The 21,061-nt window shown below is 74.9% G+C and carries 21 protein-coding genes and 2 pseudogenes; 8 read left to right on the top strand and 15 right to left on the bottom strand.

Going from position 1 to position 21,061, the window contains the following annotated elements:
* Position 1: 1 nt before the first annotated feature.
* The 3 genes and pseudogenes from O7618_RS12180 to O7618_RS12170 form a co-directional block, all read left to right on the top strand.
* Positions 2-730, top strand: coding sequence for an ABC transporter permease (locus O7618_RS12180; protein WP_278106167.1), 729 nt, complete (start codon positions 2-4; stop codon positions 728-730).
* Positions 731-749: 19 nt separating this feature from the next.
* Positions 750-1,490 (top strand): annotated as a pseudogene (locus O7618_RS32215) (histidine kinase dimerization/phosphoacceptor domain-containing protein); the annotation flags it as partial.
* A gap of 359 nt (positions 1,491-1,849) precedes the next feature.
* Positions 1,850-2,314: pseudogene (locus O7618_RS12170) on the top strand (response regulator transcription factor); the annotation flags it as partial.
* Between the two features lie 8 nt (positions 2,315-2,322).
* Here the strand turns inward: O7618_RS12170 and O7618_RS12165 are convergent.
* The 8 genes from O7618_RS12165 to O7618_RS12130 all read right to left on the bottom strand — a co-directional run bounded on the left by O7618_RS12165 (position 2,323) and on the right by O7618_RS12130 (position 9,032).
* Positions 2,323-4,032: a long-chain-fatty-acid--CoA ligase gene (locus tag O7618_RS12165; protein ID WP_278109983.1), complete on the bottom strand. Its 1,710-nt coding sequence runs from the start codon at positions 4,030-4,032 to the stop codon at positions 2,323-2,325.
* A 54-nt stretch (positions 4,033-4,086) separates the two neighbouring features.
* Positions 4,087-4,266, bottom strand: a complete 180-nt coding sequence (locus tag O7618_RS12160) for a hypothetical protein (protein ID WP_278106166.1) — start codon at positions 4,264-4,266, stop codon at positions 4,087-4,089.
* A 72-nt stretch (positions 4,267-4,338) separates the two neighbouring features.
* Entirely contained in the window at positions 4,339-5,049 is a 711-nt protein-coding gene (locus tag O7618_RS12155) for a spermidine synthase (RefSeq protein ID WP_278106165.1), read from the bottom strand.
* A gap of 82 nt (positions 5,050-5,131) precedes the next feature.
* Positions 5,132-5,740, bottom strand: coding sequence for a class I SAM-dependent methyltransferase (locus tag O7618_RS12150; protein ID WP_278106164.1), 609 nt, complete (start codon positions 5,738-5,740; stop codon positions 5,132-5,134).
* Positions 5,679-6,575 carry a sulfite exporter TauE/SafE family protein gene (locus O7618_RS12145; protein WP_278106163.1) on the bottom strand — a complete coding sequence of 299 codons (897 nt, stop codon included), beginning with the start codon at positions 6,573-6,575 and terminating at the stop codon, positions 5,679-5,681. Before O7618_RS12145 ends, O7618_RS12150 begins: the two co-directional genes overlap by 62 nt.
* A complete protein-coding gene (locus O7618_RS12140; protein ID WP_278106162.1) occupies positions 6,572-7,159 on the bottom strand; it encodes a rhodanese-like domain-containing protein in 588 nt (195 codons plus the stop codon). The genes O7618_RS12145 and O7618_RS12140 overlap by 4 nt, the downstream gene beginning before the upstream one ends.
* Before the next feature lie 74 nt (positions 7,160-7,233).
* Positions 7,234-8,634 carry an MBL fold metallo-hydrolase gene (locus tag O7618_RS12135; protein WP_278106160.1) on the bottom strand — a complete coding sequence of 467 codons (1,401 nt, stop codon included), beginning with the start codon at positions 8,632-8,634 and terminating at the stop codon, positions 7,234-7,236.
* Positions 8,635-8,762: 128 nt separating this feature from the next.
* On the bottom strand, positions 8,763-9,032 hold the full coding sequence (locus O7618_RS12130) for a metal-sensitive transcriptional regulator (protein WP_278106159.1): 270 nt from the start codon (positions 9,030-9,032) through the stop codon (positions 8,763-8,765).
* 138 nt (positions 9,033-9,170) lie between these two features.
* Between O7618_RS12130 and eccB the strand changes: the two genes are divergently transcribed.
* A complete protein-coding gene (gene eccB / locus O7618_RS12125; RefSeq protein ID WP_278106158.1) occupies positions 9,171-10,553 on the top strand; it encodes a type VII secretion protein EccB in 1,383 nt (460 codons plus the stop codon).
* Between the two features lie 33 nt (positions 10,554-10,586).
* Here eccB and O7618_RS12120 read toward each other — a convergent pair whose 3' ends face one another.
* The 5 genes from O7618_RS12120 to O7618_RS12100 all read right to left on the bottom strand — a co-directional run bounded on the left by O7618_RS12120 (position 10,587) and on the right by O7618_RS12100 (position 15,343).
* Entirely contained in the window at positions 10,587-11,189 is a 603-nt protein-coding gene (locus tag O7618_RS12120; protein ID WP_278106156.1) for a class I SAM-dependent methyltransferase, read from the bottom strand.
* 128 nt (positions 11,190-11,317) lie between these two features.
* The gene (locus O7618_RS12115) at positions 11,318-12,184 is read right to left on the bottom strand and encodes a carbohydrate ABC transporter permease (protein WP_278106155.1); all 867 of its coding nucleotides are present in this window, start codon (positions 12,182-12,184) and stop codon (positions 11,318-11,320) included.
* On the bottom strand, positions 12,184-13,143 hold the full coding sequence (locus tag O7618_RS12110; protein ID WP_278106154.1) for a sugar ABC transporter permease: 960 nt from the start codon (positions 13,141-13,143) through the stop codon (positions 12,184-12,186). Before O7618_RS12110 ends, O7618_RS12115 begins: the two co-directional genes overlap by 1 nt.
* Positions 13,140-14,531: an extracellular solute-binding protein gene (locus O7618_RS12105; RefSeq protein ID WP_278106153.1), complete on the bottom strand. Its 1,392-nt coding sequence runs from the start codon at positions 14,529-14,531 to the stop codon at positions 13,140-13,142. The genes O7618_RS12110 and O7618_RS12105 overlap by 4 nt, the downstream gene beginning before the upstream one ends.
* Before the next feature lie 62 nt (positions 14,532-14,593).
* Positions 14,594-15,343, bottom strand: coding sequence for a hypothetical protein (locus tag O7618_RS12100; RefSeq protein ID WP_278106152.1), 750 nt, complete (start codon positions 15,341-15,343; stop codon positions 14,594-14,596).
* Positions 15,344-15,473: 130 nt separating this feature from the next.
* Here O7618_RS12100 and O7618_RS12095 point away from each other — a divergent pair, with 130 nt between their 5' ends.
* Genes O7618_RS12095 through O7618_RS12080 form a run of 4 tightly spaced genes read left to right on the top strand, consistent with a single transcriptional unit; the run spans position 15,474 to position 17,855 of the window.
* Positions 15,474-15,692: a hypothetical protein gene (locus tag O7618_RS12095; protein WP_278106150.1), complete on the top strand. Its 219-nt coding sequence runs from the start codon at positions 15,474-15,476 to the stop codon at positions 15,690-15,692.
* Positions 15,693-16,514, top strand: coding sequence for a sugar phosphate isomerase/epimerase family protein (locus tag O7618_RS12090; RefSeq protein WP_278106149.1), 822 nt, complete (start codon positions 15,693-15,695; stop codon positions 16,512-16,514).
* Positions 16,511-17,005: a hypothetical protein gene (locus O7618_RS12085; protein ID WP_278106148.1), complete on the top strand. Its 495-nt coding sequence runs from the start codon at positions 16,511-16,513 to the stop codon at positions 17,003-17,005. The genes O7618_RS12090 and O7618_RS12085 overlap by 4 nt, the downstream gene beginning before the upstream one ends.
* The gene (locus O7618_RS12080) at positions 16,938-17,855 is read left to right on the top strand and encodes a hypothetical protein (protein ID WP_278106147.1); all 918 of its coding nucleotides are present in this window, start codon (positions 16,938-16,940) and stop codon (positions 17,853-17,855) included. Before O7618_RS12085 ends, O7618_RS12080 begins: the two co-directional genes overlap by 68 nt.
* Before the next feature lie 105 nt (positions 17,856-17,960).
* On the opposite strand, the gene O7618_RS12075 is transcribed toward O7618_RS12080, so the two are convergent.
* Together O7618_RS12075 and O7618_RS12070 are read right to left on the bottom strand one after the other, a co-directional pair.
* Entirely contained in the window at positions 17,961-18,665 is a 705-nt protein-coding gene (locus tag O7618_RS12075) for a CBS domain-containing protein (RefSeq protein WP_278106146.1), read from the bottom strand.
* A 175-nt stretch (positions 18,666-18,840) separates the two neighbouring features.
* Positions 18,841-21,009, bottom strand: a complete 2,169-nt coding sequence (locus tag O7618_RS12070) for a molybdopterin-dependent oxidoreductase (protein ID WP_278106145.1) — start codon at positions 21,007-21,009, stop codon at positions 18,841-18,843.
* Positions 21,010-21,061 lie beyond the last annotated feature (52 nt).

Raw genomic sequence — 21,061 nt, 5'->3', positions numbered from 1 at the left:
CGTGCGTGCCTACCTGCGCTTCGAGTTGCGGCGGCTGGTCCGGGACCTGCGGCTGACCCTGTTCACGGTCCTGGGCCCGGTGGTGACCTATTTGATCTTCTCCCCGCTGGCCGGCGGTGACCGGCTGGAGGGCCTCGACGCGGCCACCGCGCTCATGGTCGGCCTGGCCGGCTACGGCGCGGTGGCCGGCGCGCTCACGGTGACCGGTTCGGTCGCGCAGGAACGCGCGTCCGGCTGGCTGCGCCAGCTCCGGGTCACCCCGTTGCCACCTCGGCAGGTGGTGGTGGCGAAGGCCCTGACCGGCATGCTCAGCGGCGTGCCGGCGGTCGTCGCGGTCGGCGTCACCGGCGTGCTCCAGCACCACGTCGGACTCTCCGCCGGGCGGTGGGCCGCGCTGGTGGTCGCGCTGTGGCTCGGTACGGCGCCGTTCGCGCTGCTCGGGCTCGCCATCGGGTACGCGCTGGCGCCGCACCTCGCCCAGCCGGCGGTGTTCCTCGTCTTCCTCGCCCTGTCGGTGCTCGGCGGCCTGCTGGTACCGGTGACGTACTTCCCGGACGCGCTGCGCCACCTCGCCCACGCGCTGCCCACCTACCGGTTCGCCGAACTGGGGTGGCGCGCGGTCGACGGGCGGGCGCCGACGCCGGCCGGACTGGTTCTGCTGCTCGCCTGGACCGGCGTGTTCGCGGTGTCGGCGGCCGGCGCGTACCGTCGCTCGACCGCCCGCCGCTGACCGCCGTACCGTGACGGACATGGCCCGCACCGACGTCGACGCCGCCGCCCGGCGGCGGGGCATCGCGCTGGTCGCGGCGCACACCCTGTGGTTCTGGCTGCTCGTCCCACCGGCCGCCACGATCGCCGGCGGCGAGGTGCGCCCCGCCGCGGCGGCGGCCGTCGGGCTGATCGGGTTCGCGGTGCTCTACCTGGCGATGGTGGCCGTGCCGGTGCTGTCGCTACCGGTCCCGCCGCTGCCGCGACGCCTCGCGCTGGTGGCGTTCGCGTTGCTGGGTGTGGCTCTCGCCGCCGCGTACGCCGGTGGCCCCGGCGGCTGGCTGATCCTGTTGGTGTACGTGGCGGCGGGCGCGGTGACGGTGGACCGGCCGGTGTGGGGCTTCGGATGGGTCGGTGGCGCGGTCGCCGCCGTCGCGGTGATCGGCGCGACCCGGGGCGCGCCCGCCGCCGAGACCGCGCAGACGGCGCTGATCACCATGCTGGCCGGGGCCATGACGCTGGCGTTCGGCCGGATGGCGCAGCTCGTCGCCGAGTTGCGCCGCACCCAGCGGGAGCTGGCCCGCGCGGCGGTGCGGCAGGAACGGCTGCGGTTCGCCCGCGACCTGCACGATCTGCTCGGGCACACGCTGTCGTTGGTGGTGGTGAAGGCGGAGGTGGTGCGCCGGCTCGTGCCGGCGGACCCGGACCGGGCGGCGGCCGAGGCGGCGGACATCGAGCGGATCGGCCGGACCGCGCTGGCCGAGGTGCGCGAGGCGGTCACCGGCTACCGGGACCACAGCTTCGGCCGGGAACTGGCCAACGCCCGCGCCGCGCTGGCCGACGCCGGGATCGCGGTGACGGTACGGCGCGACGGCGACCCGCTCGACGCGGCGGCCGACGACACGTTCGGCTGGGTGCTGCGGGAGGCGGTCACGAACGTGTTGCGGCACAGCCGGGCGATCCGGTGCGAGATCGACGTGCGTGCCGACGCCGACGGCGCGGTGTTGACCGTGCGCGACGACGGCGTCGGCGGTCGACCCGGCCACGGCAACGGGCTGCGCGGTCTCGCCGAGCGCCTGGGCCGGGAGCGGGGCACGCTGGACGTCGCCCCGGCTCCCGACGGCGGCCTGCGGCTCACCGCCCGGACGTGGCGCTGCTCGACATCGAGATGCCCGACGGCACCGGGCTGGACGCCGCCGTCACCCTGCGGACCGAGGTGCCGACCTGCCGGGTGCTCATCCTCACCACGTTCGGCCGGCCCGGTTACCTGCACCGGGCGCTGGCGGCCGGCGCCCGGGGCTTCCTGGTCAAGGACGGCCCGGTGGAGGAGTTGGCGGCGGCGGTGCGCCGGGTCCTGGCCGGCGAACGGGTGATCGACCCGGCGCTGGCGGTGGCCGCGCTCTCGGCCGGGCCGGACCCGCTGACCGACCGGGAACGCGAGGTGCTCGCCGCCGCCATGGACGGCGCGACGGTCGCCGACGTGGCGGCCGCCCTGCACCTGTCGGAGAGCACGGTCCGCAACTACCTGTCGGCGGCGATCGGCAAGACCGGCACCCGCAACCGGATCGAGGCGGCCCGCGCCGCCCGGGCCAACGGCTGGCTCTGACCGGCGGTTCAGCCGTCGGCGAGCAGCCGGTCGCGGACCTCGCGGCGGAGGATCTTGCCGATCTGGGAGCGGGGCAGATCGTCGACCACCACCACCCGGCGCGGCACCTTGTAGCCGGCCAGGTGGGTCCGGCACGCGGTGCGGATCGCCTCCGGGGTGCCGGCCACCGCGACGTCGAGCACTACTGCCGCGACGACCTCCTCGCCGTCGGCGGTGGGCACACCCACGGCGGCGGCCTCGACCACGCCGGGGATGCGGCGCAGCGCCTCCTCCACCTCGGACGGGTAGACGTTGAAGCCGCCGGTGATGATGAGTTCCTTGATCCGGTCGACCACGGTCACGAAGCCGTCGGCATCCATGGTGACGATGTCGCCGGTGCGCAGCCAGCCGTCGGGCAGCAGCACCCGCGCGGTCTCGTCCGGCCGGTTCCAGTAGCCGGAGAACACCTGCGGGCCGCGCACCAGCAGCTCGCCCGGCTCGCCGGCGGGACGGTCGCGGGTCGGGTCCTCCGGGTCGACGATACGGACCTCGGTGGACGGGAACGGCACCCCGACCGTGCCAGGTCGGCGGGTCGGCGCGACCGGGTTGCCGAGCGTGATCGGGGACGTCTCGGTCATCCCGTACCCCTCGACGAGCAGCCCGCCGGTCACCTCTTCCCACAGGTCCACGGTGGCCGGGGGCAGGGCCATCGCGCCGGAGATGGCGTACCGGATCGAGGTGAGGTCGGCGCCGCGCTCGCGGGCGGCGGTGGCCAGCCGCGCGTAGACCGGCGGCACCGCCGGTAGGAACGTCGGCGGCCGGCGACGGGCCGCGTCGAGCACCTGGTCGGCGTCGAAGCGCGGGAACAGCACCAGCGTCGCGCCGATGCCCACGGCGAAGGTGAGGCAGAGCGTCAGCCCGTAGGCGTGGAACAGCGGCAGCACCGCGTACACGGTCTCCGCGCCGTCGCGTAGACCGGGCACCCAGGCCCGGCCCTGCGCGGCGTTGGCCCGCAGGTTGCGGTGGGTCAGCACGGCGCCCTTCGGCACCCCGGTGGTGCCGCCGGTGTACTGCAGCAGCGCGATGTCGTCGACGCCCGGGCCGGGGTGCGCGGCCGGCAGTCCGCCGGCGGCGGCGACCAGGTCCGACCAGCTCAGGGCGCCGGGCGCGGGGCCGGTCATGGCCGCGCGGGCGGCGCGGACCTTCGGCAGCGGCAACCGCAGGGCCCACCGCTTGAGCCGGGGCAGCGCCGCGCTCAGGTCGACCGCGACCACGGTACGCACGGCGCCGCGCCCCGCGACCAGCGGCGCGATCCGGTCCCACACGACCGCCACCTCGGCGCCGTGGTCGATGAGCTGCCGGTCCAGTTCGTCGGCGGTGTAGAGCGGGTTGTGCTCGACCACCACCGCACCGAGGCGCAGCACGGCGTAGAAGGCGACCACGTGCTGGGGACAGTTCGGCAGCACCAGCGCCACCCGGTCGCCGGGCGAGACGCCGAGCCGGCGCAGCGCCTCGGCGGCGCGCGTCACCTGGCCGGCCAGCTCGGTGAAGGTGGTGGTGGCGCCGTAGAAGTCGAGCGCCACCCGGGGGCCGAACCGGGCCGCCGCGTCGGTGAGCAGGTCGACGAGCGACCCGTCCGGCTCGGCGATCTCGGCCGGCACCCCGGGTGCGTAGCTGCGGGTCCAGGGGTGGGTCACGTCCATCGCCGTCTCTCCTCGCTGCGCGGATGACGGCCCCAGCCTAACGTGACCCGCCGGTAACCTACGCTTGCGTAGGTTACCGGGTTGGTCACATCAGCGGTGTGTCGCCGAATGGCGGTGCGCCACCCGTCGGGTCTTCACGATCGCGAAGACGACGACCGCGGCCAGCGCTATCACGCCGATGATGATGAGCCAGCGGACCGCCTCCAGCAGCAGCCCGAGCAGGATGAGCACGCCGGCGACGACGCCGACCACCCAGAGCAACGCGCGCATGTCGTGCCTCCCGTCTCCTGCGGTGGTCGCGCGCTTTCCCGCGCCGCCGGCGACCATGCCGCCGGTGGGACGTCAGCGCCGGGCCACGTAGACGGTGTTCGCCGCCTCCCGGCCCTGCAACGGGTTGGGGAACCGGACGACGTGCGCCACCGAGGTCGGGAACACCTCGGTCAGCGTGCGCTGGAACGCCGGGTCGGGCGGGTCGTTCGACCAGAGCGCGAACACCCCGTCCGGGTGCAGCAGGGCGGCCAGCCGGCGCAGCCCGTCGACCGTGTAGAACGGGGCGTGGCTCGGGTGCAGCACGTGGCGGGGGGAGTGGTCCACGTCGAGCAGCACCCCGTGGAACCGCCGCCCGGGCTCGTCCGGGTCGAACCCGCCGTCGGCGACCGCGGCGAAGAAGTCCGCCCGGACGAACCGGGTGCGCGGGTCGGCGGCCAGGCCGGCGGCGAACGGCAGCAGGTCCCGGCGGTGCCAGTCGATGACGTCCTCGATCGCCTCGACCACCAGCAGCGACCGCACCCGGGCGTCCTCCAGCGCGGTGCGCGCGGTGTAGCCGAGCCCGAGGCCGCCCACCACCACGTCCAGCGTCTCCCCGGTGAGCGGGGCCAGCCCGAGCCGGGCCAGCTCGATCTCCGCGACCGGGAAGGCGCTGGACATGAGGTACTCGTCGTCGAGCTTCACCTCGTAGACGTCGGCGGCCAACGCCGGGTCGTGGCGCCGGCGCAGGCTGATCTCCCCGATCGGGGTCTCGCGCCAGGCCAACTCCTCGAAACGCACGCCCACCAGGTGTCCTCTCCGCCGATCCGTCACCGGATGCTACCGGCCGGCTCGGCTCCCGGCCCGGCGAACGCCCCGGCCGGCGCGCTCAGTCGGCGGGGCGGGTGGCCACCACCACGGTGTCCAGCGCGTCGACCGTGCCGCCGTCGCTGGTCGGCACCGGGCGGCGGGCCGTCTCGGCGCGCCGGACGCGCAGCCCGGCCAGCCCGTCGACCACCGCCTCCGGGGTGAGCAGTACGGCGGCGTCCTGCGGGCCGCCGGTGCCACCGGAGAGGTTCGCCAGGTCGTGACCGACCACCACGAGCGTGGCGCCGGGGCGCAGTGCCGACTTCGCCGCGGCGAGCACCCCGGCGAAGTCGCCGGCCGGCAGGTGCAGGTAGCTGATCAGCACGAGGTCGTAGCTGCCCGGCACCGGCCGGTACGCGGTCACGTCGGCGACCCGCCAGTCGACCGAGACACCCCGCGCGGCGGCCAGCTCCCGTCCCCGTTCGATGGCGACGGTCGAGAAGTCCACCGCGTTGACCCGCCAGCCCTGACCGGCCAGCCAGACCGCGTTGCGCCCCTCGCCGGCGGCGATGTCCAACGCCGAGCCGGGACTCAGCCCGGCGACCGACTCGACCACGAACCGGTTGGGCTCAGCGCTCCACACCAGTCCGGATGCGTTGGCGTACCGGTCGTCCCAGGCGCTGCTGTCCACTGTGTCCCCTCCTTCGGCGGCCCCACACCGCCACCGTGACCGTACCGGCTGCGGCAAGAATGGCCAGCGCGAGTCCCGCGATCGGCGGCAGTTGCCGGGCCAGGACGAACACGCCCATCACCACGACGAACCAGCCGAACGCCCGGCGCAGCACGTCCTCCGGGACGCGGCTGGCGAGTCGCCCCCCGATCAGGCTGCCGACGATCGCGGCGGCGGTGACGGCGCCCGCGAGCCGCCAGTCGATCTGCACGCTGGACAGGTAGCCGGCCAGGCCGGCGAGCGACTTCATCGCGATGACGACCAGCGAGGTGCCGACCGCGACCGGCATCGGCAGCCCGCCGAGCAGCGCCAGGGCGGGCACGACCAGGAAGCCGCCCCCGGCGCCGACCAGCCCGGTGACCAGGCCGACGACCACGCCGTCCAGGATCACCCGGGGCACCGGCAGCTCGTGCGGCGTCGGACGGCCCTCGACCGGGCGCCGGCCGCGGATCATCGCGACCGCGGTGGCGAGCATCATCAGGGCGAACGCGGTGAGCAGGACGCTCGCCGGGACGAACTCGGCCAGCCTGCCCCCGGCGTACGCGCCGGTCATGCCGGCCAGACCGAAGATCAGCCCGGTGCGCCAACGCACCCGATGGGCGCGGGCGTGCGGCAGCACGCCGACGGCGCTGGTGGCGCCGACGACGAGCAGCGAGGTGGCGATGGCCTCCTTGGCGGGCAGGCCGGCGACGTAGACCAGCAGCGGCACGGCCAGGATGGACCCGCCGCCGCCGAGCAGGCCGAGGCTCACGCCGATGAGCACCGCGCCGGCCACGGTGAGCGCCAGGGCGGTCACGACCGCCGCCCGGCGTCGCGCAGCTGGCCGACGACGGTGTCCAGGTCGCAGCTCGCGCCCCGGTTGTAGGGCAGCCGGCTCAGCAGCATGCCCATCGCGCAGGTGTTCGAGACCGCCGCGAAGGTGAGGCCGGCGCCGATGAAGCCGGCGACCCACTTCAGGGCCGGCGCCCACACCGAGCCGACGACGGAGGCCAGCACGATCGAGCCGGCGACCAGCCGGACCTGGCGCTCCAGATCCCACCGCGACCGGCCCTGGTTGACCGGGGCGTTCGTGGCCTGCCACGCCAGCATGCCGCCGTCGAGGACCTTGAGATTGGGCAGGCCGACGGTGGCGAGCGCCTGCTCCGCCTGGGTGGCACGGGCGCCGGAGCGACAGATCAGCACGACGTCCTCGTCGAGGTGGTTGCGCAGTTCCGCGCGGTGCTCCCGGAGCAGGTCCAGCGGCACGTTGTAGGCGCCGGCGATGTGTGCGGCATCGAACTCGCCCGGCGTGCGGACGTCCAGCATGCGGGGGGCGCGGCCGGCGGCGATCAGCTCCCGCAGGGTGGCCGCGTCGACGGTCGACGGGGTGGTGGTGGTCATGCTCTCTCCTTCTGGGCAGGGGGCGTCGCCGGCCGGCGCGGTGGGGCGCGCCGGCCGGGCGGGAACGGGGACGATCAGGCGGTCGAGGCCATCCGGACGCCGGCGGCCTCGGCCTGGCCGAACATGTCGTCGATCAGTACGACCTCACGGCCGGCGTTGGTCAGCAGCGACGCGGCGGCGGCGGCCCGGTAGCCGGAGCCGCAGTGCACCCAGACCGTGCCGGCCGGCACGTCCGCGAGCCGCGTGGGCAGGTCGGGCAGCGGCACGTGCACCGCACCGTCGACGTGCCCGGCCGTCCACTCGTTGGTCATCCGGACGTCGAGCACGACCTGCGGTGCCGGCAGCCCGGACGGGGTGTGCCCGGCCTGCGCCGCGGCCAGCGCCGGGAAGTCGGCGACGGTCAGCTCGCGCAGCTCCGACCGCTCGGCGGCCCACCGCTCGGGTGCGCCGGTGGCCTGCGCGGCCGGCCGGTCGATGCCGATCCGAACCAGTTCCCGCTGGGCGTCGGCGACCTGGTCCGGGGTCTCGGCCAGCAGCGTGATCGGCACGCCCCACTCGATCAGCCAGCCGAGCCAGGTCGACATCGGCCCGTCCAGGCCGAGGCTGACGGTGCCGGCCAGGTGGGAGGCCGCGTACGCCTTGCGGTGGCGCAGGTCGACCACCGACTCGCCGGCGGCGATCCGGCGGCGCAGCTCACCGGCGTCGGCGCGGGCCACCGGGGTGAGGTCGACCGGGGCGGGACCGGCGGCGTTGGCGACACCCATGTGGGCGTAGTAGGCCGGGTAGGCGTCGAGGCCGGCGAGCGTCTCGGTGACGAACCGGTCGGCGGCCAGCCGCAGCACCGGGTTGGCTTCCTTCTCCCGGCCGATGGTCGACTCGGGGGCGTCGGCCTGGCTGGCCGAGCAGAAGCTGCCGAAGCCGTGCGTGGGCCACACCTGCGCGCCGTCGGGCAGCAGGTCGACCAGCTTGCGCGCGGAGGCGTACTGGTGGTGGGCCAGTTCGTGGGCGTGCTGCTGGCCCAGCAGGTCGGTGCGGCCGGTGGTGCCGAACAGCAGCGAGCCGCCGGTGAACACACCGACCGGGGACCAGCCGCCGTCGCTCGCCTCGTCCAGCACGTACGACAGGTGGTGGAACGTGTGGCCCGGGGTGCCGACGATCCGCAGCCGCAGGTCGTCGGAGACCGGAGTCACGTCGCCGTCGGAGACCGGCATCCGGTCGAAGCCGACCTGGTCGGCGGCGGCCACCAGATAGTGCGCGCCGGTGATGCGGGCCAGTTCCCGGCCGCCGGAGACGTAGTCGTTGTGGATGTGGGTCTCGACCACGTGGGTGATCCGCACCCCCTTCGCTCCGGCCAGGTGCAGGACACGGTCGATGTCGCGTTGCGGGTCGACCACGATCGCCACCCGGCCGTCGCTGGCCAGGTAGCTGCGGTCGCCGAGCGAGGACGTGGCGATGACGGACACCTCGACGGTCACGTGTCGTTCTCCTCTCATCGTCGCATATACCCCCGGGGGTATGCGAGAGACAGACTTCGGCCCGGGTCTCCGGGCAGGGGACTACCCGCCCGGGTCGCGTTCACACGACCCGGGTCGGGTTGTTCGTGCTAGGCCAGGGAGAGGAAGAGCTTCTCCAGCTCCTCCTCGGTCATCTCCGGCTCCTCGCCCGCCTCCCGGGGGGTGCCGCAGTGCCGCATGCCGGAAGCGATGATCTTGAAGCCGGCCCGGTCGATGGCCTTGGACACGGCGGCGAGCTGGGTCAACGCGGCGCGGCAGTCCTCACCGTTCTCGATCATCTCGATCACGGCGTTGAGCTGCCCCCGGGCCCGCTTGAGTCGGGTCAGCGCGTCGCCGGTCATCTCGGGTCGTAGCCTCACGTCCCACCTCCTGCGCCCACCATACCCCAGGGGGTACCCGTCCCGCCACCCCGGGGAGGAGTGGTCGGACACGCAGGGTCGCCGCAGGGTCGACGGAGCGCTTATCCTGTCCGCCGGTGATCCGGTGGAGGGGACTCGATGGCGTCGCGGCAGGACCAGCTGCACTCGTACCAGTTCACCGTCCAGCGGGCGGTCGCGGCGCTGGTCATGCGCGAGACCGATCCGGCGCAGTCGCCGTTCCGCCGGCTGGCCGGCGCCGGTCTCGCCAGCGTGCTGGTGGCGGCGATCGCGCTCGGAGCGGTGGCGCTCTACGGCCTCTTCACCGGCGGCGGCAACTCCTGGCGGGACACCCGAGCGGTGATCGTGGAGAAGGAGTCCGGCGCCCGGTTCGTCTACCGTGACGAGCGGCTGCACCCGGTGCTCAACTACGCCTCGGCCCTGTTGATCATCGGTGCGGACCGGCCGAAGACCGTGCTGGTCACCCGCCGGGCCATCGAGGGTGTGCGGCGCGGCCTGCCGCTCGGCATCGCCGACGCCCCGGACTCGCTACCCGCCGCGAACCGGCTGGTTCGCGACGGCTGGACGCTCTGCTCGTCGGTGACCGGCGAGGCGGGGCAGGCCGAGGCCCGGTCCGCGTTGCTCATCGGCCGGAGCGCGCCGGGCGGCCGCGCCCTCGGTGACCAGGGGCTGCTGGTCCGCCACCCGGACGGTGGGCTGCACCTGCTCTGGCGCGACCGGCGCTACCTGCTGCGCGACACCGACCGGGTGCTCGCCGCGCTGGCCGCCACCCGGGAACGCGCGGTGCCGGTGGCGGCGGCGCTGCTCAACACCGTGCCGGCCGGCGCCGACCTCGTCCCGCCGCCGGTGGGCGACCTCGGCGCGCCGTCCGAGCGGGTGGCCGGGGCCGCCGTCGGCGATGTCTACCTGGTGCGCAACTCCGGCGGCGGCCGGCAGTACGCGGTGGCCGCCCGCGGCGGGCTGGCCGGAATCACCGAACTGCAGGCCGCGCTGCTGCTCGCGCGCACCGGGCAGGGTGAGCCGGAGCCGATCACGCTCGGCCGGTTCGCCGCGCTGCCGAAGCTGCCCGACCTCGTGCCGTCCGGGCCGACCGCGCCGCCCGCCGAGCCGCCCCGGCTGGCCACCGGTGAGCCCGGCGCGCTCTGCGCCCGGGCCGGCGACGACACCGGGGTACGGGAGATCCGGCTCGGCGTCGGCGCGCCGGACCTGGCCGCCGCCACGCGTACCCCTGGGGGGCGGGCCGGGACGGCCGACCTGGTCGTGGTCGAACCGGGGCGCGGCGCGCTGGTGGAGGCGGTGGCCGCGCCGGGCGCGACCGGCGGCGCGGTCTGCGTCGTGACCGACCTGGGCCGGCGGTACGCGCTCGCCGACGCGGACGTGCCGGGCATGCTCGGCTACGCCGGGGTGCGCCCGGTGCGGCTGCCGGCGAGCCTGGTGGACCTGTTGCCGGCCGGCAGTCCGCTCGACCCGGTGGCCGCTCGGGCGGTGGCCGCCCCGGCGTGACCGGGCGGGACACCGACGGGGGTCGGGCACGGCTCAGGCGGGCCGGCGCAGCACGGTCACCGCGAACTCCGCGTCGTCGTGCCAGGGCCGCAGGTCCCAGGTGGCGAAGCGGTGTTCCGGGCGCAGCCCGGCGGCCACCGCGTCGGCGTCCAGTTCGGCGAGCGGATAGCCCCGGTCGGTGCCGAAGCCGACCACCACCGGCCCGTCCGGGCGCACGTGCGCGGCGACGCGGGCCAGCACGGCGCGTTCGGTGCCCGGGGCGACGAAGGTCATCACGTTGCCGGCCACCACCGCCGCGTCGAACGGCTCCGGCTCGCCGTGGGCGGGCAGGTCCAGCTCGGCCAGGTCGGCGACCAGGAAGCGGGGGCCGGGGTGATCGGCGCGGGCCGCCTCGACGAGCGTCGGGTCGGCGTCCACGCCGACGAGCGTGTGCCCGCGTGCGGCCAGCGCGGCGGCCACCCGGCCGGTGCCGCAGCCGGCGTCGAGGATCCGCGCGCCGGGTGGCACGAGCGCGTCCACCAGCCGGGCCTCACCGGCCAGGTCGGCCCCCTCGGCGGCGAGGCGCCGGAACCGGTCGACGTACCACTGCGAGTGGCCGGGCTTGGTGTCGGTCACCCAGCGGGTCGGCTTGCCCATGACCCCACCGTAGCTGATCTTGCTCAGGCGGGCGCGCGGAACACCGCGGCGGCGCCCGGGGCGATGACCTCGGTGAGCAGCCGGGCCAGCCGCGTGTGGCCGGGCGCTCCCGTGGTGATCGCACCCGGTCATCCCTTCTCGGCCCCGCTGGTGAGGCCCTCGGTGAGCAGGCGTTCGCCGGCGAAGAAGAGCACCACGATCGGCAGGGTGAGGATGACCGAGCCGGCCATCAGCACCGTCTTGGGCACTTCGACGCCGTCGGCGAGCAGCGACAGCCCGAGCGAGACGGTCCACCGGTTCGGCCGGTCGACCAGGAACAGCAGCGCGAACAGGAACTCGTTCCAGGCGATCATGAAGTCGTAGAGCGCGACCGCCATCACCGACGGGGCGGCCAGCGGCAGGCTGACCCGGCGGATGATGCCGAGCCGGCCGGCCCCGTCGATCGCGGCGGACTCCTCCAGGCTCACCGGGATCGTCTCGAAGTAGTTCTTGAGCATGTAGACCGAGACCGGCAGCGTCTGTGAGACGTAGACCAGCACCAGCCCGAACAGTGACCCGCGCAGCCCGGCCCGACTGAAGACCACGAACAGCGGGATCGCGATGACGATCGACGGGAGCAGGTAGACCGCCAGGAACAGCGCGCTGACCTGCCGGCGGCCGAAGAACCGCAGCCGGGAGACCGCGTACGCGCCGGGGATGGCCACGATCAGGGTGAGCACGGTGGCGGCCAGCGCCACCAGCCCGCTGTTGCGGATGAACGTGAGGAACCCCTGCCCGCCGTTCTCGACCGACCGCAGGACCTCGGCGTACGTGGCGACGGTCAGCTCGCCGAACGGCACCCAGAGCGAGCCGGGGTCGAGCAGCAGCCGCTCGATCGGGCGCACCGAGAGCACCAGCATGTACCAGAACGGCAGCAGCGTGACCACCAGGAAGCCGGCGATCACCAGCCGGCGCAGCCAGCGCAGGCTGACCGTCTCGATCCGGTCCCGATCCATCACGCCTCCCGTTTCGCGCCGAAGAAGCGCAGGTAGATGGCCACGAACACGAGCAGCACCACGGCCAGCACGACGGCCTGGGCGGCGGCCGCGCCGATGTCGGTGCGGGCGGTGAGGAACTGGTAGACCCGGACGCTCACCACCTCGGTGCCGGCCGAGCCGCCGGTGAGCAGGTAGACGTCGTCGAACTTGTTGAACGTCATGATGAACCGGAGCACGCCGAGCAGCGCGATCACCGGCATCAGCTGCGGCAGCAGGATGTGCCGGAACCGTTGTGTCGGCGTCGCGCCGTCGACCCGGGCGGCCTCCTCCAGCTCCGCCGGGACGGCCTGGAGCCGGGCCAGCAGGAACAGGAACGCGAACGGGAAGTAGCGCCACGCCTCGAACGCGATCACGGTCCACAGCGCGGTGGACTCCTGGGACAGGAACGCCACCGGGGCGTCCCAGCCGAGGAAGCGTCGCCCCCAGTCGTTGACGATGCCGAGCTGCGGGTCCAGCATCACCTGCCAGACGAACGTCATGGCGACCACCGGCGCCACGTACGGCAGCAGCATCGACGCGCGCACCAGCGTGCGGCCCCGGAACGGCCCGCGGACGGCCAGCGCGGCGGCCAGTCCGACCACGATCGAGCCGACCGTGCCGCCCACGCTGTAGAGCACCGTGGTCCAGAGCGTGTCGGCGAACCCGGGGGTGTGCAGCACCCGGTCGATGTTGTCCAGCGTCAGCTCGCCGAACAGGCCGGTCTTGCGCAGCGTCGCCAGGCGTACCCGTTGGAACGCCAGCACCACCGTCCACACGATGGGGATGCCGATCACCGCGAGCACGACGAGCAGGGTGGGCGCGACCAGCGCGAGCCCGGCGCGGGACTCGCGGCGGCGCAGGGTCAGTGGGCGGCGGCCGGGCCGGCGGGGCCGCTCCGGGGTGGGGGAGCGGCCGGCCTCCGGCGCGGTGGTGGTCAATTGACGCCCCTGGCGATGGCCTCGACGTCCTTCTTGGCCCGCTCGGCCGCGGCCTGGGCGTCGGTCTTGCCGCCGACCACGTCGGCGAGCGCCTTCGGCACCGGCAGTTCACCGAGGATCGCGCCGACCAGCTTGCCCTGGCCCTGGGTCAGCCCCCAGCGCTGGAACTCCTCCGGGCTCTCCCGCAGCGTGGTGAGCACGTCGTCGCCGTAGACGTCGGAGAGCGGCTTCTTCGTGTCCACGCCGGCCGGGCTGGTGTTCCAGGCGGTGCGGAACTTCTGCCTGTCCTCGGGTGTGCCGGTGCGCACCGGGAAGCGCCCCTCGGGGGACATGCCGAACCAGCGCGGGTAGCCGTCGGAGAGCATGTACTCCACGAAGGACTTGGCCGGGTCGGCGGCGCCGTGCAGCACCGCCCAGGAGCTGACCTCGCCGTACTGGGCCGGCTCGGCGCCGTTCGGGCCCTTGATCGCGGTGACGAAGCCGCTGTTCTTCGCCAGCCAGGCCGGGTCGGACTGGCACTGCGGGCAGGTGGGCCGGGCGTCGTTGCGCAGGCCGGCCAGCTCGTCCAGGACGAACGGCGACCAGATCAGCATGGCCGCCTTGCCGGCGAAGTAGGTGGCCCGGGTGGTGTCGACGTCCTGCGCGCCCTTGACCGAGCTGTTCCGCATCAGGTCGCCGTAGAACCGGAACGCCGCCACGCACTGCGGCGAGTCCAGGGTGACGTTGCCGGAGTCGTCGGTGAGCTGGCAGCCGTTCGCCAGCGCCAGGTGCTCGAACGTCTGCTGGGTGAACACGTCGCCGGGGGCGGTCGCGGCGGTGATGCCGGCGACGCCGCCGGTGTTCAGCTTCGCGGCCGCGGCGGCGATCTTCTCGTACGTGTCGGGGGCGGGCAGGCCGGCGGCGTCGAACAGGTCCTTGCGGTAGATCAGGAGCTGGCCCCAGCCGTCGCTGGGCACCGCGAGCTGGGTGCCGCCGTCGCTGGTCAGCTCCAGCGCGCGGGGGGAGAACGTGTCCCGTCCGAGCTTGTCGACCACCGCCTTGTTGGCGTCCGGCTCCAGCAGCTCGTTGGCGGCGAGGGTGCGGACGCCGGCGAGCGACACCGAGCCGACCACGTCGGGCAGGTCGCCGGCGGCGGCGCTGGACGCGATCAGGGACGGGAACCGGTCCTCGTTGACGGTGACCAGGTTGACCTTGACGCCGGTCCGCGTGGTGTAGTCGGCGATGATCGCCTTGGTGGCGGCGACCCGGTCGGCCACGTCCTCCAGGCTCCACACGGTGATCTGCGTACTGTCGGATTTCTGCCCGTTGTCGCTGCAGGCGGTCGCGCCGGCCCCGGCAAGTGCCAGGATCAGGCTCGACGCGAGCAGCCGTGGTGCGGGTGATGGCATCGGTGGCACCTTTCTCCAAGGAGCACGGCGCTGCATCAATACCCATGGATTCATCAATCCAATCACATATGCCCATTTTTTGGGTTTAGCATGGAGGTCGGCACTTTCTTCGGAGCGACGCCATGAGCAACTGGGTTGTCTCTCTGGCCGGGCCCCGGCGCGTTCGCCTGGAGCCCTGCCCTCCGGACCCGCTCGGTCCGGGCCAGGTCCGCGTCCGCACCTGTTACTCGGGCATCTCCGCCGGCACCGAGCTGACCCTCTACCGGGGCAGCAACCCCCGGCTCCGCAAGGACTGGGACGCGGGCGCCCGGATGTTCGTGCCCCGCCAGACCGGGCCCGCCTACCCCGTGGTCGGCTTCGGCTACGAGGAGGTCGGCGAGATCGTCGAGGTCGCCCCCGACGTCGCCGACCGCCGCGCCGGGCAGCTCGTCTGGGGCATCTGGGGCCACCGCGCCGAAGCGGTGCTGCCCGCCGCCGCGGTCCACCCGCTCGCCCCCGGCATCGACCCGCTCGCCGCCGTCTTCGCCCGGCCCGGCGCCATCGCGCTGACCGCGGTGCTCGCCGGCGACCTGCACCTCGGCGACTGGGTCGGCGTCTTCGGCCAGGGCGTGATCGGGTTGCTCGGCACCCGGCTCGCGGTGTTGTCCGGGGCCCGGGTGGTGGCCGTCGACCGGGTGCCCAGGCGGCTGGCGTACGCGAGCCGCTACGGCGCCCGCCTGGTCGTCGACGCCGTCGGCGACGCGGGCCGCCGCCGCGCTCCACACGGCCACCGACGGCCGCGGCGCCGACGTCTGCCTGGAGCTGTCCGGCACCTACCCGGCGCTGCACCAGGCGATCAAGGCCACCGCACACGCCGGCCGCGTCGTCGCCGCCGGCTTCTACCAGGGGTACGCACACGGGCTGGAACTCGGCGAGGAGTTCCACCACAACCGGATCCACCTGGTGGCCGGGCAGGTCTCCGGGGCGGACCCGGCACCCGGCACGGCCGGCCGGTGGACCCCGACACGGATCGCACACACCTTCATGGACCTGGTGGCGGAGGGCAGCGTCGACCCGCTGCCGCTGGTGAGCCACGTCGTCGACGCGGGTGCGGTGGCCGACGCCCTGGCGTTGCTCGACCGCGGTGACGGTGACGTCCTCCAAGTGGTGCTGAGGTTCTGAATGGACATCCCACTGGCCTGCCAGGAGCAGTTGCTCCCGGGCGCCGACCTGATCGACAAGTACGCCCTCGCCGTCTCCCTCGGCTACCAGGGCATCGAGCTGCGCGGGCGGGGGGACCTGGCGCTCGCCCGGCGGCTGCCGGAGCTGCGCCGGGCGCACGCCGCCGGGGTGGTGACGCCGACCGTCTGCGTCGAGATGGACCACTTCATCGGCGACTTCGACCCGGACCGCTCCCGGGACGCGGTCCGCAACCTGCGCTCCCAACTCTCGGTGATCGCCGAACTGGGCGGCGTCGGCGCCATGACACCGGCCGCCTGGGGCATGTTCTCCCGCCGGCTGCCACCGTTCGAGCCGCCGCGCTCGCCCGCCGACGACCGCCGGGTGCTCGTCGACGCGCTCGGCGAGCTGGGCGAGCACGCCCGCGCCGAGGGGGTCACGCTCTTCCTGGAACCGCTCAACCGCTACGAGGACCACATGGTCAACCGCCTCGACCAGGCCGTCGAGCTGTGCCGGGCGGTCGGGTCACCGGCGGTGCGGGTGGCCGCCGACACCTACCACATGAACATCGAGGAGGACGACCCGTGCGCGGCGCTGCGCGCCGCCGCGCCGTACCTCGGGCACGTGCAGGTCAGCGACTCCAACCGGCTCCAGCCCGGCGCCGGGCACCTGGACTGGGCCGCGCTGCTGGGCACGCTCGACGACCTCGGCTATCCCGGCTGGCTGGCGCTGGAGTGCCGGCTGCGCGGCGAACCGGTCGCCGCGCTGCGCCAGGCCGCCACCGCGCTGCGCCGCTCGGGCCAGCCCCGGCGGGCCGCCGCGTGACCGGCAGCCTGGCCGCCGGCGTCCGGGCCGGCGCCGAACGGGACGCCCGGCTGCGCCGGCTCGCGCTGGCCACCCTGGACGCCAACTGGGAACACGACCACACCGTGCCGTCGCGCACGCTCTACCCGCACCAGTGGAGCTGGGACTCGGCGTTCATCGTGGTCGGGCTGGCGCACGTCCGCCCGGACCGGGCCTGGCGCGAGCTGCGCACGTTGTTCGCCGCGCAGTGGGTCGACGGGCGGGTGCCGCACATCGTGTTCAACCCGGTGCTGCGCGTCGGCTCGTACTTCCCCGGCCCCGAGTTCTGGGACTCCGGCCGCGCCGAGGGGGGCCCCGGCGGCGCCCACCTCCGGCATCGTGCAGCCGCCCGTGCACGCGCCGGCCGCGTGGCTGGTGCACCGCCGCGCGCCGTCGGAGGCGTCGGTGGCCGCGCTGCGCCGGCTCTACCCCCGGCTGGTCGCCCAGCAGCGCTACCTGACCGGGCGGCGTGACATCGGCGGGGGTGGGCTGGCCGCCATCGTGCACCCGTGGGAGTCCGGCCTGGACAACAGCCCCGCCTGGGACACCCCGCTGGCCGCGGTGCCGGCCGACGAGTCGGTGATGCGCGCGTACCGTCGGCACGACACCGCGCACGCCGACGCCGCGCACCGGCCCACCGACCTGGACTACGCGCGCTACGTCGCCCTGGTGGACAGCTACCGCGCCGGCCGCTACCGGGACGACGGGCTGCTCGGCCGGCACCCGTTCCTGGTGGAGTGCCCGCTGGTCAACGCCGCGCTGGGCGTCGCCGAGTACGCGCTGGCCCGGATCGCGACGGTCGTCGGCGCGGACCCGTGCCCGCACCGCGACCGGGCCGCCCGGATCACCGAGGCCCTGGTGACCCGGCTCTGGGATCCGGTCGCCGGCACGTTCCGCCCGCGCGACGTGCGCACCGACCGGCTCGTCGGACCCCGGACCGTGCTCGGGTTACTGCCGCTGGCCCTGCCCGACCTGCCCGAGCCGCAGGTGCGGGCCGTGCTGGCCGAGGCGTGCTCGCCGCGGTTCGGCCTGGCCGCCCGGATGGACCGGCCGCTGCCCACCCACGACCGCACCGCGCCGGACTTCGAGCCGCTGCGCTACTGGCGCGGACCGAGCTGGGTGAACACCGGCTGGCTGCTGTGGCAGGGGCTGCGCACCCACCGCCGGGTCGACCTCGCCGCCGGGTTGCGCGAATCCCTGCTCGACCTGGTCGACGGCGCCGGCTGTCACGAGTACTTCCACCCGGACACCGGGGCCGGCCTCGGCTCGCCGGCGTTCAGTTGGACCGCCGCGCTGGTGCTGGACGCGCTGGCCGAGGGCTGAGGCCGGCCGGCGGCGTCACCCCCCAGGCCGACGCCGTCGGCGCGGTCCGCTCAGGCCGACGCCGTCGGCGCGGTCCGCTCAGGCGACGCCGTCGGCGCGGTCCGCTCAGCCGACGCCGGCGGGCATGCCGCCGCCGAGCCGCAACGCCGACATCGGCGCGTCGTCGACCGCGTAGCCGAGCGCGTCGACCACCTCGACCACGCCGCTGACCTGCCGGGTCATCCGCAGCGCCAGGTGCACCGTGGACCAGCGCTCCAGTTGGCCGGTGAGCGTCACCACCCCGCCGTGCACGGTCACGTCCACCACCCCGTCGCGCACGCCGAGCGTGCGTCGCAGCACCTCGTCGACCACGTCCCGGCGGATGTCCGCGTCCGGGCGCAGGTGCACCTTGAGCAGGTCCCCCCGGGTGACGATGCCGACCAGCCGGCCCAGGTCGTCGACCACCGGCAGCCGCTTCACGCGGCGGGCGTCCATCAGCCGGGCCGCCTCGACGAGCGTGGCGTCCGGCGCGACGGTGACCGGGGGCGCGGTCATCAGGTCGGCGGCGAGCGTCGCGCCGGCCTTCGCCCGCGCCTCCCGGCCGTGCCGGTCGGGCCGGATCCGCCACTCACGCGGCTGCCCGGCCAGCTCCACCTTGTACATCAGGTCCGCCTCGGAGACCACCCCGAGGACCCGCCGGGCGTCGTCCACCACCGGCGCCGCCGTGACGTGCCGGCCGGTCAGCACGTCGACGATCTCCCGGTACGCCGTACCCTCCCGCACCGACGTCACGTCGGTGGTCATCACGTCCCGCACCTGCCACGTACGCATGGCGTCCTCCTCGTTTCCGACGCCTCCGGCTCGGCGCGCGCCGCGACCGGGAGCTACCGTCTCCGACGCTAGGCGGCGGAGACCGCGGAGAGCAGGGGGGCACGCACCGGCCGCCCGGGTCGTTGGTCCCGGATCCGGCCGGCGCGGCGGTGTGCGCGTCCGGGACCGGCCCGGCTCAGTGCGACGCGGCGGCGTGCGCGTCCGCGGCCGTCGCGGCGGAGTGTCCGGTGGCCGGACCGGCCGGGTACCGCGTCGCCGGCGGGTCGGCGGGGGGATCGGTGGTCAGCAACTCGGCCGGCACCGGCTCGACCTCGACCCGGCAGTCGTGGAACGTCGGTGCCCCGCCCAGGTCGGCGTCGCGGACCGCGGTCACCGCGTTCACCGTGGACCGGCCCGGGCTCAACCGGGCCCAGTACGCCTTGTAGGTGAACACCAGCCCCGGCCGGGTCGCCTCGTCCACCGCGACCGCGGCGAGGAACGCGCCCCGGTCGTTGCGCACCCGCACCGCGTCGCCGTCGGCCAGCCCGCGCGCCGCCGCGTCGGTCGGGTGCAGGTGCACCCGGGGCGGCCCGGCCCGGCGGGCGTGCCAGGGCAGCGACGCGAACGTGGAGTTCATCAGGTAGCGGCCGGCCGGGACGAGCAGTTGCAGCGGGAATCGGCGGGTCAGGTCGGCGTCGACCGCCTCCACCGGCGGCGTGTAGCCGGGCAGCGGGTCCACCCCGAGACGGGCCAGCGCCGGGTCGTGCAGCCGGGCCCGCCCGTCGGGGGTGGGGAAGCCGCCGTCGGCGAACGGCGCCGAGCCGACCGGCACGCCGGTGAGCCGGGCGTACGTGCGCTCGCGCAGCTCGTCGAAGGTGACCGGCGTGCCGGCCAGCAACTGGCGGGCCAGGTCCTCGTCGCTGTCCTGGAACGCCGGGTGGTCGACGCCGAGCGCGGCGGCGATCCGGCGGAAGATCTCGGTGTTCGGCAGCGCCTCGCCGGGCGCGCGGGTGACCGGCAGGTTCAGTGTCGTGTAGTGGTGCCCGTAGGAGGTCTGCAGGTCGAGGTGCTCGGGCTGCATGGTGGCCGGCAGCACCACGTCGGCGTGGTCGCAGGTGTCGGTCCAGCGCTGTTCCAGCACCACGGTGCACAGGTCGGGGCGCCGCAGGCCGGCGAGCAGCCGGGTCTGGTCGGGCGCGGTGGCGGCGGGATTGGCGTTGAACACCACGAGCGAGGTCACCGGCGGGTCGGCCTCCCCGGTGAGCACGGCGGCGAGCCGGCTCATGTTCACCGACCGGGCCGGTGGCGCCGGCATGCCGGCCGGCCGGATCACCGGCCCGTTGTCGACCGGGTGGTGCCCGCTGGTGGTCACCAGCGCGCCGCCGCCGGGATACCGGAAGTCGCCGGTGACCAGCGGCAGCGCGCAGATCGCCCGGATCGCCTGCCCGGCCCCGGCGTGCCGTTGCAGGCCGAGCCCGACGCGGATCGCGGTCGGCCGGGTGGTGGCGATCCGGTCGCCGAGCCGGCGCACCACCTCGGCCGGCAGGCCGCACTCGGCGGCGGCCCGCGCCACCGGCCACTCGTCGAGCCGGGCGGCCAACTCGGCCCAGCCGACGGTGTGCGCGGCCAACCACGGCTCGTCGGCGGCCCCGGCGTCGCGGACGTGCCGCATCAGCCCGAGCGCGAGCGCCGCGTCGGTGCCCGGCAGCGGCGCGACGTGCTCGTCGCTGCGGGTCGCGGTGTCGGTGCGCAGCGGATCGATCGTCACCACATACGCCCCGCGTTCGCGGGCCTGTTGCACGAACGGCCACTGGTGCAGGTTGGTGACGAGCGGGTTGGAGCCCCAGAGCACGATCAGCCGGGCATCGACGATCGACTCCGGCTCGAAGCCCACCGACCGGCCGTAGATCGACCGCGTCGCCGCGTTCGCCGCCGCCGTGCAGATCGTGGTGTCCAACCGGGACGCGCCCAGGTGGGCGAAGAGCCGCGGCCCCATGGTCCAGCCCTGGACGAGGCCCATGGTGCCGGCGAAGTAGTAGGGCAGCACCGACTCCGGCCCGTCCCGGTCGATGCTCGCCCGCAGCCCGGCGGCCACCCGGTCCAGCGCCTCCGCCCAGCTCGCCGGCCGGTACGCCACCCGCCCGGCGCCCTTCGGGCCGGTGCGGATCCAGGGCGTGGTGAGCCGGTCCGGGCCGTTGACCGCGTCGAGGTAGCGGTTCACCTTGCCGCAGAGCGCGCCCCGGGTGAACGGGTGGTCGCGGTCGCCGCGCAGCGCGACGGCCCGGCCGTCGTCGACGGTGAGCTGCCAGACGCAGGTGTCGGGGCAGTCGAGGGGGCAGGCGCCGGGATGCGTGACGGGAGCCATGGCGCGGATGCTACCCACCCGGTCCGACTCGTCGGGGGCGGCGGGACGCCTG

It is taken from the genome of Micromonospora sp. WMMD980, from assembly GCF_029626035.1.
Classification (GTDB): domain Bacteria; phylum Actinomycetota; class Actinomycetes; order Mycobacteriales; family Micromonosporaceae; genus Micromonospora.
This window is presented reverse-complemented; position numbering and strand designations above follow the sequence as displayed.

Bases quoted from the DNA above. Each gene is read 5' to 3' on its own strand.
- eccB (WP_278106158.1), top strand. From the start codon at position 9,171: ATGGCGTCGCGGCAGGACCAGCTGCACTCGTACCAGTTCACCGTCCAG.
- O7618_RS12075 (WP_278106146.1), bottom strand. From the start codon at position 18,665: ATGCGTACGTGGCAGGTGCGGGACGTGATGACCACCGACGTGACGTCG.
- O7618_RS12120 (WP_278106156.1), bottom strand. From the start codon at position 11,189: ATGGGCAAGCCGACCCGCTGGGTGACCGACACCAAGCCCGGCCACTCG.
- O7618_RS12115 (WP_278106155.1), bottom strand. From the start codon at position 12,184: ATGGATCGGGACCGGATCGAGACGGTCAGCCTGCGCTGGCTGCGCCGG.
- O7618_RS12090 (WP_278106149.1), top strand. From the start codon at position 15,693: ATGGACATCCCACTGGCCTGCCAGGAGCAGTTGCTCCCGGGCGCCGAC.
- O7618_RS12105 (WP_278106153.1), bottom strand. From the start codon at position 14,531: ATGCCATCACCCGCACCACGGCTGCTCGCGTCGAGCCTGATCCTGGCA.
- O7618_RS12160 (WP_278106166.1), bottom strand. From the start codon at position 4,266: ATGCGCGCGTTGCTCTGGGTGGTCGGCGTCGTCGCCGGCGTGCTCATC.
- O7618_RS12070 (WP_278106145.1), bottom strand. From the start codon at position 21,009: ATGGCTCCCGTCACGCATCCCGGCGCCTGCCCCCTCGACTGCCCCGAC.
- O7618_RS12140 (WP_278106162.1), bottom strand. From the start codon at position 7,159: ATGACCACCACCACCCCGTCGACCGTCGACGCGGCCACCCTGCGGGAG.